This is a genomic window from Actinophytocola sp. (assembly GCF_035634895.1).
In the GTDB taxonomy this organism is placed as follows: domain Bacteria; phylum Actinomycetota; class Actinomycetes; order Mycobacteriales; family Pseudonocardiaceae; genus Actinophytocola.
The window spans coordinates 18345-35338 of sequence record NZ_DASQCC010000080.1; the positions used below are offsets into that span (position 1 = coordinate 18345).

Below are 16994 nucleotides of genomic sequence, written 5' to 3' on the forward strand. Positions count from 1 at the left end.
GCACCGCGGTGCCGGGGGTCGTTCCAGCTATAACGCGAAAGAAATGCCCGACGACGGAAGTGAAAGACTGACGGACATGCGGTCCTTACGGTTCGAGCGCGCCGGCACCACGCTCACCGCACTCATGCGGGACGGGGCCGGATCGCCGCTGGTGTTGGTGCCCGGGGTGATGGCCGATGCGGAGTCGTGGCGGCCGGTGGTGGACAGCATCCACCTGCCGAACCCCGTGATCGTGGTCAACCGGCGCGGCCGGGCACCGAGCGGTCCGCTGGGGCGGTCCTACTCGGTGCGCACCGAGATCGACGACCTGAACCTGGTCCTGGACGAGCTGCGGGAGGACGTGCACCTGTTCGGCTGGAGCTACGGCGGCCTGATCGCGGTGGAGACCGCGACCGAGCGGTACGACCTGCGGTCGCTGACCCTGTACGAGCCGGTGGCTACGCCGTTCGCCGCCGAGTACGTCGCGCACCTGCGGGAGGCCGGCGCGCGGGGCGACTTCGACCGCGCGGTGGAGATCGCGAACCGGGACATCTCGGGGTTGTCGGCGGACGACGTGACGGAGTTGCGACGGTCGCCGGCCTGGTCGTCGCTGGTGCGGCTGGCCGAGCCGCTGGCGGAGGAGTTGGCGGCGGTGAACCAGCACAGTCCGGCCCTGGGGCGTTACCCGAGCGTGGACGTGCCGGTGACGCTGCTGGTCGGTGAGCGGTCGGAGGGTGGTTTCCCCTACGGCAAGCCGTTCGCGCTGTTCGCCGGGGCGCTACCGCAGGCCAGGACGGTGCGGATCGCCGGCCAGGGCCACCTGGCGCACGTCCACGCGCCGGACCTGCTCGGGAAGCACATTACGGACGCCGTCGTTCGCTGACGCTCGTCTCGCCGGCGCTTTCGTCGTCGACGCCTTCGTCGCTGGTGCCGTTCTCGCTGGTGCTTTCGCCGCTGACGCTCGTCTTACCGACGCTTTCGCCGCTGGTGCTCTTCTCGCTGGGGCTCGTCTCGCCTGCGCCCGTCTCGTCGGTGCCCTTCGCGTTGACACTTTTGTCGCTGGCGCCTTTGTCGTTGACGCGTTTGTAGCTCCACCCCAGCAGGGCGAACAGCACGACCCCGGACAGGATGATGCTGGAGCCGGTGCTCCAGCCCGGCAGCGGCAGCCAGGGGAAGACACGCAGACCCCAGATGATCCCCGCCGCGAAGAGGGCGAGGCCGCAGAGCACGGACCCGGCGATACGCAGAGGCGAGGCGACGCTGTCCTCGGCGGCCTTCATGGCACGGTCACGCACGGGGTCGATGTGGCGTTCGAGGGCGGGGAACTCGCTGGCGAGGATCAGGAGGCCGGCGAGGACCAGGAGGAGCCCAGGCCCGGGCAGGACGAGGAGCGCGACCCCGATCAGGAGGACAACGCCCCCGAGGATCGCGACGGTGACCCGTTTGACCTGCTTGCCTGCTGCCATGGTGTAGTTCATCCTGCCCGAACCGCGCGGTTTCCGCTCGATTCGGAACCTCTCGGAACCTCGACGAGGATCGGCGGCATCCCTCCGCTCACCGGATCAACGCCGCCGACCATCACAACAGGGCCTCCAGCTCTCGCACTCACCAGCCCAGTTGCCGAAGCAAGCGCTCCAGGCATCGAAGCAAGGCCGCCGCCCACCGAACCAAGCCATCCAGCCATCGAATCTAGCCGCGAGTGGATCGACGCCTCCGTGCACGCCGCTGGTGGCCGCGTTGTTCTGGGACCCGAACTGGCCGAGGAGCCTGCCGACCCTCAAAGCAAGCCATCCAGCTATCGAAAGGGTCGGTCCTGCTGCGCCCAAACGAGCCTGTTGGTCGTCGAAGCAATCCGGCCGAAAGCCGGAACAAAGGCCTCCGGCCAGCGCGGGACATGCACTGGTCCTCGGAGCACGCTTGCCGACTGTCGAAACAAGCCGCTCGGAAGCCGGAACAAGGCGTTCGGGCGACGCAGGAAATGTGCTGGTCGTCGAAGCAAGTCGTTCGGGTGTCGGAGGAAGGTCTGGTGTTGATCATGCGGCGGGCCGGGGGATGGGGCACGGTGGATACGTGCGATCAACAGTGCTGTTGTCGATCCTGGCGGTGGTGGTGACGACTGGTGCGGCGCCGGCGGACGAGGCGCCGGGTGGGCCCGGTGATCCGGCGGTGTACCAGCCGGCCGACAAGCAGGGCTTCGGCACCGCGCACAGCGGTGCGGAGAGCCCGGTGTGGTTCACGCTCGGCGGGGGCCGGCTGACCGAGGTGTTCTATCCCGATCTCAGCACGCCGGCGACGCGTGAGCTGGCGCTGGTGGTCACCGACGGCAGGTCGTTCACCGAGGAGGTGAAGGGCCGGGCCGAGCAGGTAGGCGACCTGAAGTTCCGGCAGACCGCGCGCGGCACGGGCTGGACCGCCGTGACGACGTACGTCACCGACCCGGCGCGGGCGACGATGCTGGTGGACGTGGAGTTCACGGCGCGCAGACCGCTGCGGATGTTCGTGGTGTACGACCCGGCGTTGTCCCGCGAAGGCAACGACGACACGGGCGTGAGCGGCGACGCGTTGGTCTCCTCGGACAGTGCCGCGGCCTCCGCACTGGTCGCCGGCCGTGGCTTCGGTGCCACGTCGACCGGTTACCTCGGCACGAGTGACGGCCGGACCGACCTCGCCGACCACCGGATGGACTGGCGCTACCCGACGGCGGGCCCGGGCAACGTGGTCCAGACCGGCGAGCTGCGCCTGGACGGCGTGCGGCACCGGAACGACACGCTCGCGCTCGGCTTCGGCACGTCCCGGGCGGAGGCGGTGCGGACCGCCCGCGCATCGCTGAAGGGCGGCTTCGCGAACGCGGCCAAGCTGTACGCGAAGGGCTGGCAGGAGTACGTCTCCGGCCTCCACAGGCCGCCGTCCTCGGTGGGCACGGCGCACGAGCGGGCGGTGTACCGGAGCTCGCTGCTGGTGCTGGCGGCGTCGGAGGACAAACGGCATCGTGGCGCGTACATCGCGTCGCCGAGTTTTCCGTGGGCGTTCGGGTTCGACCGGCAGATCGCGCCGGAGTTCGGCTCGTACGCGCTCGTGTGGCCGCGGGACCTGTACCAGATCGCGACGGCCCTGCTGGCGGCCGGCGACTCCGCGGGCGCGAACCGGGCGCTGGACTACATGCTGTCGGTGCAGCAGCAGCCGGACGGGCATCTGGCGCAGAACACGCGGGTGACCGGCGAGCCGTACTGGACGAGCGTGCAGCTGGACGAGACCGCGGCGCCGATGTTGCTGGCGTGGCAGCTGAACCGGACCGATGCGTCCACATTGGACAGTCTGCGCCGTGCCGCCGAGTTCATGGTGTCCTACCCCGACGCGCCGTTCACCGGGCAGGAACGGTGGGAGAACCAGAGCGGCTACTCCCCCGCGACGATCGCGGCGGAGATCGCCGGGCTGGTATGCCTCGCCGACCTGCTGGCGAAGGCCGGCGACACCGCGGACGCGGACCGCTACCTGGCGGTCGCGGACCGCTGGGCGGCCGCGGTGGAGAGTTGGACGGTCACCCGCAACGGTCCCCTCTCGGCCGACCCGTACTACCTGCGCCTGACCAAGGACGGCAACCCGAACGCCGGCACGGCGTACAACCTGGGCGACAACAACATCGGCGAGGTGGACCAGCGGTCGGTGGTCGACCCGAGCTTCCTGGAGCTCGTGCGGCTGGGTGTCCGCCCGGCCCACGACCCGGTCATCCGCAACACGCTGAAAGTGGTGGACGCCGCGCTGGGCGAGCGCACGCCGGTCGGCCAACTGTGGCACCGCTTCACGAGCGACGGCTACGGCGAGCAGGCGGACGGCGGCGCGTGGAACGTGATCTGGCCGTCGCCGACCCGCACGTACGGCCGGCTGTGGCCGATCTTCGCGGGCGAGCGCGGCGAGTACGAGCTGCTGGCCGGCGACCCGACGGCGGCGAGGGGCCGCCTGCGGACCATCGCGGCGACGGCGAACAGCGGCCTCATGCTGCCCGAACAGGTGTGGGACAACGAGGTGCCACCGGGCGTCCGCCCCGGCACCGGCACGACGTCGGCGACCCCGCTGGCATGGACGCACGCGCAGTACGTCCGCCTGGCCTGGTCATTGGCGGCGGGCCACCCGGTCGAGCAACCCTCTGTGGTCGCCTGCCGCTACGCCCGAACGTGCTGACAGCGAACGTCAGCTATGCAACGACCTGACTGGTCACCAGCGGCCGGCCACCCGGTCAAACAACCCTCGGTCGTGGCCTGCGGGCTACGCCGCAACGTGCTGACGGCGATCGTCAGCTATGCAACGACCTGACTGGTCGCTGGCGGCGGGCCACCCGGTCGAACAACAGTGATGGCCTGCCGCTACGCCGGAACGGCCTGACGGCGATCGTCAGCCGTGCAACGACGTGGCCGCCGCGCCGGCGACGGCGGTCGCCACCGCGGACAGGGCCGGGAGGTCGAGTTTCCACTGCTGCCAGTACAACGGCACCTCCACGACCCGTGGCGGAGCCAGCGCCGTCAGCGCACCGGACCGCAACCGCTGCGCGGCCTGCTCCGCCGGCACCATGCCCCACCCGAGCCCTTCCGCGACCGCCGCCACGAACACGTCCGACGCCGGGACGTAGTGCCGCAGCTCGCTCGCCCGTTCTCCGCCCAGTGAGCGGATGAACCTGTCCTGCAGGTCGTCGCGGCGGTCGAACATCACGACCGGGGCCCTGGCCAGGTCCTCCAGCAGCGAGCCGGTCAGCCAACGGGACGCGAACGCGGGGCTCGCCAGCGGCAGGTACCGCAGGTGCCCGAGCGGGCGGACCGAACAACCCTGCACCGCCGTCGCCGACGATGTCACCGCCGCCATCACCGTGCCCTCGCGCAACAGCGTCGTCGTGTGGTCCTGGTCCTCGCGGTGCAGTTCGAAACACACGTCCGGCACCCGCGCCAGCGCCGCCAGGAACCACGTCGCCAGCGAGTCGGCGTTGACCGCGATCGGCACCCGCACCGGCTCACCCGCGCCGCTCAGCTCCGCTCGCGCGTCCTGTTCCAACGCCGCCAGCCGCCGCGCGAACCGGACCACGACCTGGCCGGACTCGGTCAGGCCCACCGGCTTCGTGCGCGTGACCAGCACGCTGCCCGTGCGCTGCTCCAGCGCCTTCACCCGCTGGCTCACCGCCGACGGGGTCACGTGCAGCACGGCCGCCGCGGCGTCGAACGTGCCCTCGTCGACCACCGTGAGCAGCGTGCGGACCTGGTCCAGCGGCAACTCCATCACAATCACTAATGTTACGTTAAAATCTTTAGCTGTACTGATGAGGGTCGCGAACCTAGCCTCGGCCACATGAGGGATCTCCTGCTCGCGGCGGTCGCCGGGTTCGGCACCGGCCTCTCGCTGATCATGGCCATCGGCGCGCAGAACGCGTTCGTGCTGCGGCAAGGGATCCGTCGCAACGCCGTGCTGGCCGTCGTCGTCATCTGCGCCGCGTCGGACGCGGTGTTGATCGCGCTCGGCGTCGGCGGGGTCGGCGCCCTGGTGCTCGCCTTCCCGGCGGTGCTGACGGTCGTCGGGTTCGCGGGCGGCGCCTTCCTGCTGTGCTACGGGTTTCTGGCCGCGCGCCGCGCCCTGCGGCCCTCGGCGATGCACCTCGACAACGCGCCGGCCGCCAACCGGGTGGTGCTCACCTGTCTCGCGCTGACCTGGCTCAACCCGCACGTCTACCTGGACACGGTCCTGCTGCTCGGCACGGTGGCCGCCCACCGCGGTGACCTGCGGTGGGCGTTCGGGGCGGGCGCCGCGCTCGCGAGCCTGTGCTGGTTCACGGCTCTCGGGTTCGGCGCCCGCCTCCTCACCGGCGTGTTCGCCCGCCCGTCGTCGTGGCGGGTGCTGGACGGGCTGGTCGCCGCCACGATGGTCACCATCGGGGTGACCCTCGTGGCGGGCGCCGGCTGACTACCTCACCCGATAGGCCCGCAGGACCGTCTGCCTCACCGTGTTCCCGTGGTGGTCGGACGCGCTCGCCCGCAGTGACACGAACCCGCCGGCCGGGTTGGGCACCGTCACCTCCCAGTGCCCGTCCTTCTTGCGGGGCTTGACCTTCACCCAGGTGGCGCCGTCGTCGACGGAGTACTCCACGGAGTCCGCGGTGGCCCGCCCACCGGTGGCGCCGGTCTGCCGGTCGACGGTCACCGGGATGGCGATCCGCCGGCCGGCCGGCGCGTGGTTGAGCGCGTCCACCGGCGGCGCGAAACCGACGGTCAGCAACGGCAGCGGCGTCGCCGCGGCGGTGTGCCCCGAGCGGAACGTCCACTCAGCGTCGACCTGTGTGGACACCGGCCACGCCGGGTGGCTCCGCGTCACCGACGACACGAGCCGGTACGTCGCGTCACCCGCCGGCACCGTGAACACACCGGCGCCGGGAACCCCACTGCTGCCCACGAGAACGTCACCCGCGTACAGCGACGTGTCACCCTTGTCGGCGAAGCCGTAGTCCTCCGGCGCCGGGTACCCGGAGTGCCGGCCGGCGTCGGACAGCAGCGGCAGCGTCGCGCGAACCGTGTCGCCCTCGCGGGCCACCAGGTACGGCCGCCCGGTGTACTTCCGGTCGTCCACCGCGAGGCTCGGCCCGAACACCGCCGAGCCCCAGTCCACGGTCTGCCGCGAGCCGGCCCGGTAGGTGACCGTCGGCCCCTGGACGTGCCACTCGGGTCCCTCCCCGACCTTCGCCGCGCCACGCACCGACAGGTCCCACGTCACCGGGTCGGGCGTGTAGTACTCGGTGCGCTCGGCCGGCAGCGGCAGCGTCGCCGACCACAGGTTGCCGCCGAGATCGAACCCGTAGGCGTCCGTGCCGTAGTCCAGGTAGCCGATCCCGCCGGGCACCATCGCGTGGTACCTCGCGTGCACGGTCGCGAGCCGCCGGTCCCGGACCCGGTAGTCCACGGTGGCGGGCACCGCGCCCGGGTGCGCGAAGACCAGCTCGTAGCGGTAGGGGCTGAACGCGATCCCCGACAGCGTCACCGGCGCGGTGCCGAGCGCCGCCAGCCGCGCGCCCTCGCCGCCCATCGTGTACACGGCCGGGATCGGCGGTGTGTCGGCGAACACGCTCATCGACTCGGAGAACCGGAACAGCGCGACGGCCGCGCCGGCCCGCGCGATCGCCGCCACCCGAGCGTCGAACTCCTCCGCCTCGGCGGCCGTGAGCGTGAACACCGCGAGCTTGCCGGTCAGGTCGTGCGCCGCGAGCTCCTCGGGACGGGCACGGCCGACGTCGACCGCGGTGTAGGACCTGTTCTCGTGGAACTCCGGCGAGGAGGGCACCCACCTGACCGGCACGTCGAACGGCTCCGCCCCGCCGACCGCCAACCGCACCAGCGGCCGCTCGGCCTGCAGACGGTTGTAGTACAGGAACCCGTCACCGGACCCGGTGGTCGGCACGGCGTAGAGGTCGTCGGACCAGCCGGCGACGAAACCACTCCGCGCGACGCCCGTGCGGACCAGCATGCCGCTGATGCCGGACTCGACCGCCGCGTCCGGCTTGTCGACGTGCAACCCGACCTTGTTGCCCTTCCTGGCATCCAGCGACAGGGTCAGGTCGCGGTCCAGGGTGACCTCCGGCACCGGCACCAGCGTGGTCGACGGGAACTGCCCCGCGACGGGCGTGTTCACGATGCTCAGCACGGCGTAGCGGCCGGGCGGCAGCCGCACCGGCTGGCCCGAGAACACCGGGAACTCCCCGACACCGGGATCGTCAAGGCTCTGCACCATCGCCACCCCCGCCGTGTCGCCGGCCGGCAGCTCCCGGCCGTCCCGGTCGGTGATCTTCGGTGTGAGCTCGTGGCGCTCCGGCTCCTTGTAGCCGCCGATCGTGGTCTGGACCACCGTGTCGCCGGCGGTGGCGACGAGCCGGCCCCCGTACGTGCCGACCGGGCCGGCCGCGGGATCGAACGTGACGGTCACGGTCGCCGTACCGCCCGCGGGAACGGTCACCGACGACCGGTCGGCGCGGAACATGCCCTCCGGTGCCGGCTGGCCGTCCTCGTTCCACGCGGTGAGGGCGAGGTCGAGCATCACGCCGGCGGCGCCGGTGTTGCGGTAGGTGACGGTCTCCGGCTCCGGCGCCGGGCCGTCGTGCGGCCAGCGCACGTAGCCGAGGCTCAGGCTCGCCGGGTTCGCGGTGACCGGCTGGCGGACCGCGCGTGCGACGTCGACCCGGCCGGCGCCCGCCTCGTACACGCCCGCGTCGATCGGGTGCGCGGTGCTCATGAGCGCGGACTTGAGCTGCTCCCCGGACCAGTCCGGGTGCTGCGCGGCGAGGATGGCGGCCGCGCCCGCGACGTGCGGGGTGGCCATGGAGGTGCCGTCCAGCCGGGCGTAGTGGTCGTCGACGGCGTACTCGGGCAGCGTGCCCGCGGCACGGGCGGCGACGATCGACTCACCGGGTGCGGCGATGTCCGGCTTCAACGCGGAGTCGCCGTACCGGGGGCCGCGTGAGGAGAACGGGCTGAGCACGTCCTGCTTGGACACGCTCGCCACGGCGAGCGCGGCGTCCGCGGAAGCCGGGGTGCTGACCGGGGAGTCGAACTCCCCGTCGTTGCCGGCCGCGACCACGAACAGCGTGCCGTACCGTGCCGACAGCCGGTTCAGCTCGGTCTCGATCGGGTCGGTGCCGTCGCCGGGACCGCCGCCGAGGCTCATGTTGACCACGCGGACGCCACTCTCGGCGGCCCACTGCATGCCGGCGAGGATCGCGTCGTACGGGCAGCCGCCGACGTCACACACCTTGCCGATCACGAGGTGCGCGCCCTTCGCGACGCCGGTGAACCTCCCGCCGGACGCGGTGCCCCGGCCCGCCGCGATGGACGCGACGTGCGTGCCGTGACCGACCTCGTCACGGATCCCGCTCGGCGTGCCGATGAAGTCGTGCTCGCCGGTGACCACGCCGGCGAGGTCGGGGTGGTCGGGGTCGTAGCCACTGTCGAGGATGGCGATGGTCGCGCCGGCACCGGTCTGCCCCGCCGCCCACGCGTCCGGGGCGCCGATCTGCGGGACGCTCTGGTCGAGGGTCGGGAACGCCTTGCCGTTGAGCCAGATCTTCGTGCCGGACCGGGCGGTGTCGAGCACGTCGGTCGCGGCGGGCTCGGCCGGCTTGGGCACGTTCACCGCCGTGAGCCGGGCCCCGGGCAGGTCGCGGGTGACGGCGCCGAGCGCGGTGACCGCGCGGCGGTCGGTGGACTGGACGAGCAGCGGGACGTTCTTCGTGTGCGCGTCGTCGTAGCCTTGACGGATCAGGCCCTCGACGTCGAACAGCGCGTCGTCGAGCCGGCCGTCACGCAACAGCGGCACGGCGTCGCGCGGGATGACGGTGACGCCGGACGGGCCGGCGTACTGCAGGAAGTCCCCGCTGTGACCGAGCCGGCGTGCCGGCTCGACGCCACGGATCTCCCAGGTCCTGCTGGTGTGTGCCACGGTGACCCGGTCGCCGGTGACCAGCGTGACCGAGTAGACGGTGCCGTGCTCGGCAGATGATGCCGGCGGCGCCGCCTGGGTCGCCGGCGCCGACAGCACGCTCCCCACGACCGCGGTGATGACCACCGGGCCGACGAGTCGTCTGGTTCTCACATGACCGCCCTTCAGTTGGACAAATCCCTCCTGTCCGTTGTTTCCCGAAGCCGCCGGGCGCGTTCGCCGAGGCCGGTGAACCCCGGCGCTATAGGGTCAGCTGCCGTGGAACCCATGCCCGATCATCTGCTGACCGACCCGACCGACGCGCTCTCCGCCGTGCCAGCGGCCGGCTCGCGGCGGGCCACACCCGTGGTGGGGCACCTGCGCTTCTACTACGGGCCGATGGACTGCGGGAAGTCCACGCTCGCCCTGCAGGTCGACCACAACCAGGCGCGGCAGGGGCGTCGGGGACTGCTGCTCGTCCACCATGACCGGTCCGGAAAACCGCAGATCAGCAGCCGGATCGGGATCACCCGGCAGGCGTTGGAGGTGCAGGGCGACGTGGACCTGCGCAACCTGGTCCGGGCCCGGTGGGCCGAGGGGGTGCGGGTCGACTACCTGATCGTCGACGAGGCGCAGTTCCTCACCCCCGACCAGGTCGACCAGCTCGCCGAGCTCGCCGACGACGTGCAGGTGGACGTGTACTGCTTCGGCATCGCGACCGACTTCCGCAGCCGGATGTTCCCCGGGTCGGCCCGGCTGTTCGAGCTCGCCGACGAGCTGGAGCCGGTGCAGGTGGACGTGCTGTGCTGGTGCGGGCTGCCGGCGCGGTTCAACGCACGGGTGTCCGACGGTGTGGTCATCCGGGCCGGCGACACAGTGCTCGTGGCGGATACGGAACGTGAAACACCCGATCCCACCTCGCCGGCTACTGTGCGTTATCAAGTGCTGTGTCGGCGACACTTCCGCGTCGGCGATCTGGGGCCGGCGGTCGCGGGGCGCGGCCAGCTCAGCTTCGCCTGACGGCCATCCTGGGGAACGCCCTAACCCAAGTGGGCGACGTCAGATAGCAATCCGGAGAGTCTCGCGTCACGAACGGGTTTAAGCAGCATCTCTACGGTGGAAGCTATAGATGCAGGGGTTGCCGCGGGTCACCGTGCGCGACGGAGTGTGGTAGGTGGGAACGTTTTGGCACGCTCTGACGTTGCACAAGGTGAGCACCACCCTGGCTTCAGCCTGAGTGCTGTGAGCCGAACGAAAGGACGTCGCCATGGCCGACCGTGTACTCCGTGGAAGCCGACTTGGCGCGGTCAGCTACGAGACAGATCGTAACCACGACCTCGCCCCACGGCGGACGATCCGCTACGCATGCCCGAAGGACCACGAGTTCGAGGTCCCCTTCTCCGACGACGCCGAGGTGCCGGCGATGTGGGAATGCCGGTTGCACGGTACCCCATCGAAGCTCATCGACGGGACCGAGCCCGAGACCAAGAAGGTCAAGCCCCCGCGTACTCACTGGGACATGCTCCTCGAGCGCCGGACCATTCCGGAGCTGGAGGACCTGCTGACCGAGCGACTGCAGGAACTGAAGGTGCGCCGCAGCCGCTCAGCATGAGCCTCGCTCGCGGGCGGGGTCTGCTCGTGGCGAGCGCTCGCCCGCCACAGGACCCGCCCCCCGCGGATGACATACCGGATGCCACGTCGGCTCGCCGACGTGGCATCCGGCTGTTTCAGCTGATCAGGGCCACCGGGTAGTCCTTGACGGGCATCGAGTCGTGCATGCGGACACCCTTGTCGTTCAGCTTGGCCAGCGCCCTGCTGACACCGGCGGGCAGCGCCGACACCAGCCGCGCGCCCTGCGTCAGCCCCCACACCCCGAGCCTCGTGGCCGGGACCAGCGTCTTCGCCGCGCCCAGCGCGAACGCCCGGCTCTGCCGCACGATGTCGATCATCTCCCGCTCGTAGGCCGGGAACGCCGTCGTGTGGTCGCCACCCGCCTCGGCCAGCTCACCGGCCAGGACGTACGCGCCGAGCACGGCCAGGCTCGTGCTGCCGCCCACCGCCGGGCCGGGGCAGAAGCCGGCGTCGCCGACGAGCGTCACCCGGCCGCGGGACCAGGTGTCCATGCGCAACTGGGTGATCTCGTCGAAGTAGAACGCCGGGGTGCGGTCGAGCTCGGTGAGCCAGCCGTCGACCTGCGGGTGCATGCCGGTGAAGGCCGACCGCACGATCTCCTTGTGCCGGTCGGTGTCCCGGTGGTCGACGTCGAGTCGATGCTCGCTGCGGAACAGGAAGAGGATCCGCTCGTCGGACAGTGACCGCGCGCCGTACCGGCCGACCATGCGCCCGGGCGTCATGTGCAGGACGAACTCCCCGTCGAGCACGCCCTTGGGTGCGGTCAGCACGGCCAGGTACCCGCCGATGAAGTGCTCCGGCTGCGCGCCGAAGACGAGCTGCCGGACGCCCGAGTGCAGCCCGTCGGCGCCGACCACGAGGTCGAACCGCCGCGGCGGGTGGTGCTCGAACTCGACGAGATCGTCGTCGATCCGCGTGATCGAGTCGCCGAACAGGTACTCGACGCCCTTCGTCGCGTCGTAGTAGATCTCGCTGAGGTCGTCGCGCATGATCTCGACGTGCCGGTCGGACACGGCGCCGAAGACCTTGGTCATGTCGACGGTGAGCGGCGCGCGCTTCCCCTTGCGGTAGGCGGTCACCCTGGTCGTGCCGGTGGCCTTCGCCTCGATGCGCGGTAGGACGTCCATGCGCTCGGAGATGTCCATGGCGGGACGGAACAGGTCGACGGCGTGACCGCCGGTCTTGCGCAGCGCAGGCGCGCGCTCGACCACCGTGACCTCGAAGCCGTACCGGTTGAGCCAGTAAGCGAGCACCGGACCCGCGATGCTGGCACCGGAGATGAGCACCTTCATGACCCCTCCTTACTTATCGGTAAGTAAGATTAACACGCGCACTTACCTTCTGGTAAGTCAGATAGTCTTGAGGGATGGCGTCGGACACGAAGGAACGGATCCTGGAGGCAGCGCGCGAGCTGTTCGCGCGGAAGGGCGTGCAGAAGACCAGCCTGCAGGAGATCGCGGACAAGCTGGGGATCACGAAACCGGCGCTGTACTACCACTTCGCGTCACGCGAGGACCTGCTGCGCAGCATCGTGCAGCCGCTGATCGACGCCGGTCAGCGGTTCCTGGAGGAGCAGGAGCGGGCAGCTTCGGTCGACGCGCGGGCGGTGTTCGAGGGGTACTTCGACTTCCACTACGCACACCGCGGCGACATCCTGATCCTGCTCTACGAGCTCGGCACGCTCGCGGAGCTCGGCCTGGTCGAGATCGTGTTCGCGTGGCGGGCGCGGATCGCCGTGCTGCTGTGCGGCGCCAACCCACCGCTCAACCAGGCCGTCCGCGTGACGGTCGCGCTCGGCGGGATCCAGGACAGCACGATCGAGTTCCAGGACGCGCCGGCCGACGAGCTGCGCACGGCCGCCGTGGACGCGGCGATGGCGACCCTCGGGTAAGCCTGGGCCAGGCCTCACCGACAGGTCGAGAACGACGCCCCGACGGGTGCCGCGGAGAAGGGTGCGGGGAGCGTCGGCTCCCCGCGGCTCAGCGCGTGAACAGGGTCTTGAGCTGGTTGCCCCGGCGACGCAGGCCCCACTTGGTCACCCGGATGAGGGCCTCACGGATGACGTCGACACCCATCTTGGAGACGCCGAACTCGCGCTCGGTGAACGTGATCGGGACCTCGACGACCGTGAAGCCGGCCTCGATCGTGCGCCAGCCCAGGTCGATCTGGAAGCAGTAACCGCGGGACGCGACGTTGTCCAGGCGGAGCTTCTGCAGCACCTCGCGACGGTAGGCGCGGAAGCCCGCCGTCATGTCCTTGACGCGGGAGCCCAGGGCGACACGGGTGTAGGTGTTGGCGCCCCAGGAGAACAGGTACCGGTGCTTGGGCCAGTTCACGACCCGGCCGCCGGGGACGTAGCGGGAGCCGATGGCCAGGTCGGCGTCGCTCAGGGCGTCCAGCATCCGCGGCAGGTCCTCGGGCGCGTGGGAGCCGTCGGCGTCCATCTCGACCAGCACCGCGTAGTCGCGTTCCAGGCCCCAGCCGAAGCCGGCGACGTAGGCCGCGCCGAGGCCGTTCTTCTCGGTGCGGTGCATGACGTGCACGTGCCCGTCGGACTCGGCCGCGAGCCGGTCCGCGATCTCACCCGTGCCGTCCGGGCTGCCGTCGTCCACGATCAGAGCGTGCACGTCGGGCATCGCGGCGCGTAGCCGGCTCACGATTCGCTCGATGTTGTCCCGCTCGTTGTACGTCGGGATAACCACGAGCACCGGCTCGAGCTGCTCCGCCATTCGTCACCCTCCTCGCCGGCACGCCTGCCGCGCCGGTCGCTTCTCTTCTCGTACCGTCAGTTGCCTGCCCGGCCGCGCCGCCGGACCATGATCGCGATGCCGATCGCGACGAGCCCCGCGGCCGCCATCAGCCATTCGGGGACCGGACCCAGTTGGTCCGACAGCGTAGTCGTCGACCGCAGGGGTACCCGCTCGACCAGCGCGGCGGGCGTGAAAAGGCCGGTGGATTGGGTCACCGAGCCGTCCGGGCGGATGAACGCGCTCACACCGCTCGTCGCCGCGACGGCCACGGTCCGGCCGTGCTCGACGGCGCGGACGCGGTCCATCGCGAGCTGCTGGTAGGTCATCTCGGTGTAGCCGAACGTGGCGTTGTTCGTCGGCACGGCCAGGATGTTCGAGCCCTCGACCGACTCCCGCACCACGTCGTCGAACGCGACCTCGTAGCAGGTCGCGAGGCCGACGCGGGCGTTGCCCATCCTGAAGACCACCGGCTTGTCGCCGGGGACGAACTGGCCGGCACGGTCCACCGCCGAGGTGAAGATCCGGAAGAACGAGCGCCACGGCATGGTCTCGCCGAAGGGCTGGAGCTTGCGCTTGGTGTACTGGTCGACCGGACCGCGCTGCGGGTCCCACAGCAGCACCGTGTTGCGTGGCAGGCCGTCGTCGCCGACGAGGACCGTGCCGATCGCGATGGGGGCGTCGATCGCGTGGGCCGCGTCCTCGATGCGCGACCAGGCGTCCGAGTTGCGATACGGGTCGATGTCCGAGGCGTTCTCCGGCCAGATCACGAGGTCGGGCTGCTTGGCGCGGCCGGCCCGGATGTCGCGTGCGAGCTGCTCGGTCCGGGCGACGTGGTTGTCGAGTACCGCCCGGCGCTGCGAGTTGAAGTCGAGCCCGGCGCGGGGCACGTTGCCCTGGATCACGGCGACGGTCGCCTGGCCGTCGTTGGGGTCGGTGCCGACCAGCGGCAACGCGCCGAAGGCGGCGACGACCGGCAGTGCGACCGCGAGCACGGGCGCCACGAGCCGGCGCGGCTGGCGGTCGACGAGCAGCTGCCGGACCAGCGTGGCCAGGCCGAACCCGGTCATGGCGACCGCGAGCGCGATCAGCGGGGTGCCGGCGACCGCGGCGAGCGGCAGGTAGATGCCGTCGGGCTGGGAGAACGCGAGCCGGCCCCAGGGGAAGCCGCCGAAGGGGAACAGCGAGCGCAGGTACTCCCCCGTCACCCAGACGAAGGCCGCCCAGACCGGCCAGGCCGGCAGGACGCTCACGGCCGCGATGCCCGCGCCGGCGAGGCCGAGGAGCGCGGCCTCGGCGAGGCTCAACGGCAGCCAGGCGACGACGCCGACGAACTCGCCGGTCCACGCGAGGAGCGGGACGAAGTAGCCGATGCCGGCGCACAGCGTGTAGCCGAAGCCCGCGCGGGCGCGGCGGCCGTAGATCACCGCACCGAGGACCGCGATGCCGATGGGGGCGAGCCACCAGAGCGTGCGGGGCGGGTTACTGAGGAAGATCAACACCCCGGCGCCGGCCGACAGGACGACACGCAACAGCACGTTTCGCCAGGCAGGTGCCTGTAAGTCCGATTTGTCGGACACTGCCGGCTCCTCCGGCGAGACTGCGGGTGCGATCACCCGACAAGCGTACGGCGTCGCGTGTGTACTACGCGTTGCAGCCGGCGGTCGTGCCGGGGCGGGCGCCCCGGCTCTCGCAAGATCAACGTCGGGGTCGGCGCCGGCGTCAGGGCGTCGAGCGGAAGGCGGCGTTGTAGCGGGCCTGCTCAGCGGCTTCCTTGTCGCCGTTGCGGGCCTCGCGGGTGGCGCGGGCGACGCCGTGCTCGTAGCCGTGCTTCACCGCACGGAGCTCGCAGCTCTCGTCCACGTACGAGAGGGAGAAGTAGACGCCGACGATGGCCACCAGCAGCACCATGGCGAGTCGTAGGACCAGCGGGCCCGGGAACAGCAGGCAGGCGGCCGCGATCGGGGCGAGGATGACGCAGCCGCGGGCGGCATGGCGCAGCGCCCACGTCCGCGCCGTGACGTCGTGCAGGACCCAGGGGGCGAGGCTGGCGGGCAGCCGGCCCCCGACCGCGTACCAGAGCCACTGGGCGGGGTTCGGTCGTTTCATACTTAGTACTCTAATCATTAGTACACTAACTGTCAGGGGTGATGTGAGCCATGTCCTCGATCGATCTCGGACCCGACCCGCTGGCGCTGGACCGGCAGGTCTGCTTCGCGCTGTCGCTGGCCTCGCGCAGCGTGATCGCGATCTACCGGCCGCTGCTGGAGCCGCACGGGCTCACGCATCCGCAGTACCTCGTGCTGCTGGCCCTGTGGGATCGCTCGCCGCGGACGGTTCGCGACCTCGGGGAGACGCTGCGCCACGAGCCTGCGACGCTCTCGCCGATGCTCAAACGGCTGGAGGCGCTCGGGTACCTCACGCGGGCCCGCAGCGAGCGCGACGAACGGGCGTTGTCGGTCGAACTGACGGACAAGGGGCGTGCGCTGCGCACGGAGGCGGAGAAGATCCCGTACCGGGTGGTCGAGAAGCTGGGGATGGAGCTGTCGGAGCTGTCGGCACTGCACGCGGCGCTCTCCCGGGTGCTGGCCGCGACGGGCCCAGTCTCGTAGCCGCCGAAGTCGTCGTACCGAGGTTCGAGAAGAATGGCCGGCATGCTGCGACTGGGTTCGACGGTGCTGGGCGCGTCCGACGTACGGCGTGCGGTGGAGTTCTGGGGACGCGCGCTCGGCTACGTTCCGCGCGACGGCGTCGCCGACGGCACGTTCGTCGTCCTCACCTCGCCCGACGGCGCGAGCGAGAACATCTCCGTGATGCTGAGCGAGACCCCGGTCCAGGAGAAGCCACGCGTCCACCTCGACCTCTACACCGCCGAGCCGGCCAGGGAGATCGAGCGGCTGCTCGCGCTCGGCGCGTCCCACGTGGACTGGCAGGACTATCCGCCCGACGCCGACTTCACCGTCCTGGCCGACACCGAGGGCAACCGGTTCTGCGTGATCGACAAGGCCTAGCGACGCGGGACGCGAGCAGCGTGTCGGTCGCTAGTGTCCCGCGCCGGAAATGCGGTGATTAAGTCGGTGGATCCAGGTTTCTGCTGGCAAGACGCCGGTTCGCCCTCGTACTGGGTCGTACTTGGGCGAACCGGCAACGCCGCCAGCAGGAAGCTGGGCCGCCGAATTAGTTGCCTGATTTCCGGCGCGG

At 70.9% G+C, this 16994-nt stretch carries 14 protein-coding genes and 1 pseudogene; 8 read left to right on the forward strand and 7 right to left on the reverse strand.

The annotated features are described in order from the left end of the window. Window positions 1-76: 76 nt before the first annotated feature. Window positions 77-862 (forward strand): alpha/beta hydrolase, encoded by a 786-nt coding sequence (locus VET29_RS11085; protein ID WP_324918727.1) that lies wholly within the window; start codon window positions 77-79, stop codon window positions 860-862. 172 nt (window positions 863-1034) lie between these two features. Here the strand turns inward: VET29_RS11085 and VET29_RS11090 are convergent. Continuing rightward, window positions 1035-1445: pseudogene (locus VET29_RS11090) on the reverse strand (PGPGW domain-containing protein); the annotation flags it as partial. Window positions 1446-2049: 604 nt separating this feature from the next. Here VET29_RS11090 and VET29_RS11095 point away from each other — a divergent pair. Next, window positions 2050-4158 carry a glycoside hydrolase family 15 protein gene (locus VET29_RS11095; RefSeq protein WP_324918731.1) on the forward strand — a complete coding sequence of 703 codons (2109 nt, stop codon included), beginning with the start codon at window positions 2050-2052 and terminating at the stop codon, window positions 4156-4158. A gap of 210 nt (window positions 4159-4368) precedes the next feature. Here the strand turns inward: VET29_RS11095 and VET29_RS11100 are convergent, their stop codons facing one another. Further along, a complete protein-coding gene (locus VET29_RS11100; protein ID WP_324918767.1) occupies window positions 4369-5247 on the reverse strand; it encodes a LysR family transcriptional regulator ArgP in 879 nt (292 codons plus the stop codon). Between the two features lie 63 nt (window positions 5248-5310). Between VET29_RS11100 and VET29_RS11105 the strand changes: the two genes are divergently transcribed. Beyond that, on the forward strand, window positions 5311-5919 hold the full coding sequence (locus VET29_RS11105) for a LysE/ArgO family amino acid transporter (RefSeq protein ID WP_324918734.1): 609 nt from the start codon (window positions 5311-5313) through the stop codon (window positions 5917-5919). Here VET29_RS11105 and VET29_RS11110 read toward each other — a convergent pair whose 3' ends face one another. Beyond that, complete coding sequence (locus tag VET29_RS11110) at window positions 5920-9588, reverse strand: S8 family peptidase (RefSeq protein WP_324918738.1); 3669 nt, start codon at window positions 9586-9588, stop codon at window positions 5920-5922. Window positions 9589-9702: 114 nt separating this feature from the next. Here VET29_RS11110 and VET29_RS11115 point away from each other — a divergent pair, with 114 nt between their 5' ends. Both VET29_RS11115 and VET29_RS11120 read left to right on the forward strand, forming a co-directional pair. After that, on the forward strand, window positions 9703-10434 hold the full coding sequence (locus VET29_RS11115; RefSeq protein WP_324918741.1) for a thymidine kinase: 732 nt from the start codon (window positions 9703-9705) through the stop codon (window positions 10432-10434). 247 nt (window positions 10435-10681) lie between these two features. Beyond that, window positions 10682-11026: an RNA polymerase-binding protein RbpA gene (locus VET29_RS11120; RefSeq protein WP_324918744.1), complete on the forward strand. Its 345-nt coding sequence runs from the start codon at window positions 10682-10684 to the stop codon at window positions 11024-11026. A gap of 115 nt (window positions 11027-11141) precedes the next feature. Here VET29_RS11120 and VET29_RS11125 read toward each other — a convergent pair whose 3' ends face one another. Then, window positions 11142-12338: an FAD-dependent monooxygenase gene (locus VET29_RS11125; protein ID WP_324918747.1), complete on the reverse strand. Its 1197-nt coding sequence runs from the start codon at window positions 12336-12338 to the stop codon at window positions 11142-11144. 74 nt (window positions 12339-12412) lie between these two features. Here VET29_RS11125 and VET29_RS11130 point away from each other — a divergent pair, with 74 nt between their 5' ends. Then, a complete protein-coding gene (locus VET29_RS11130; protein WP_324918750.1) occupies window positions 12413-12937 on the forward strand; it encodes a helix-turn-helix domain-containing protein in 525 nt (174 codons plus the stop codon). An 88-nt stretch (window positions 12938-13025) separates the two neighbouring features. Here the strand turns inward: VET29_RS11130 and VET29_RS11135 are convergent, their stop codons facing one another. The 3 genes from VET29_RS11135 to VET29_RS11145 all read right to left on the reverse strand — a co-directional run bounded on the left by VET29_RS11135 (window position 13026) and on the right by VET29_RS11145 (window position 15902). Further along, complete coding sequence (locus VET29_RS11135; RefSeq protein WP_324918753.1) at window positions 13026-13775, reverse strand: polyprenol monophosphomannose synthase; 750 nt, start codon at window positions 13773-13775, stop codon at window positions 13026-13028. Window positions 13776-13831: 56 nt separating this feature from the next. Next, window positions 13832-15373, reverse strand: a complete 1542-nt coding sequence (lnt, locus tag VET29_RS11140; RefSeq protein WP_324918756.1) for an apolipoprotein N-acyltransferase — start codon at window positions 15371-15373, stop codon at window positions 13832-13834. 142 nt (window positions 15374-15515) lie between these two features. After that, on the reverse strand, window positions 15516-15902 hold the full coding sequence (locus tag VET29_RS11145) for a DUF5313 family protein (protein ID WP_324918759.1): 387 nt from the start codon (window positions 15900-15902) through the stop codon (window positions 15516-15518). Window positions 15903-15952: 50 nt separating this feature from the next. Between VET29_RS11145 and VET29_RS11150 the strand changes: the two genes are divergently transcribed. Together VET29_RS11150 and VET29_RS11155 are read left to right on the forward strand one after the other, a co-directional pair. Further along, entirely contained in the window at window positions 15953-16405 is a 453-nt protein-coding gene (locus VET29_RS11150; protein WP_324918762.1) for a MarR family transcriptional regulator, read from the forward strand. A gap of 42 nt (window positions 16406-16447) precedes the next feature. After that, a complete protein-coding gene (locus tag VET29_RS11155; protein WP_324918764.1) occupies window positions 16448-16804 on the forward strand; it encodes a VOC family protein in 357 nt (118 codons plus the stop codon). Window positions 16805-16994 lie beyond the last annotated feature (190 nt).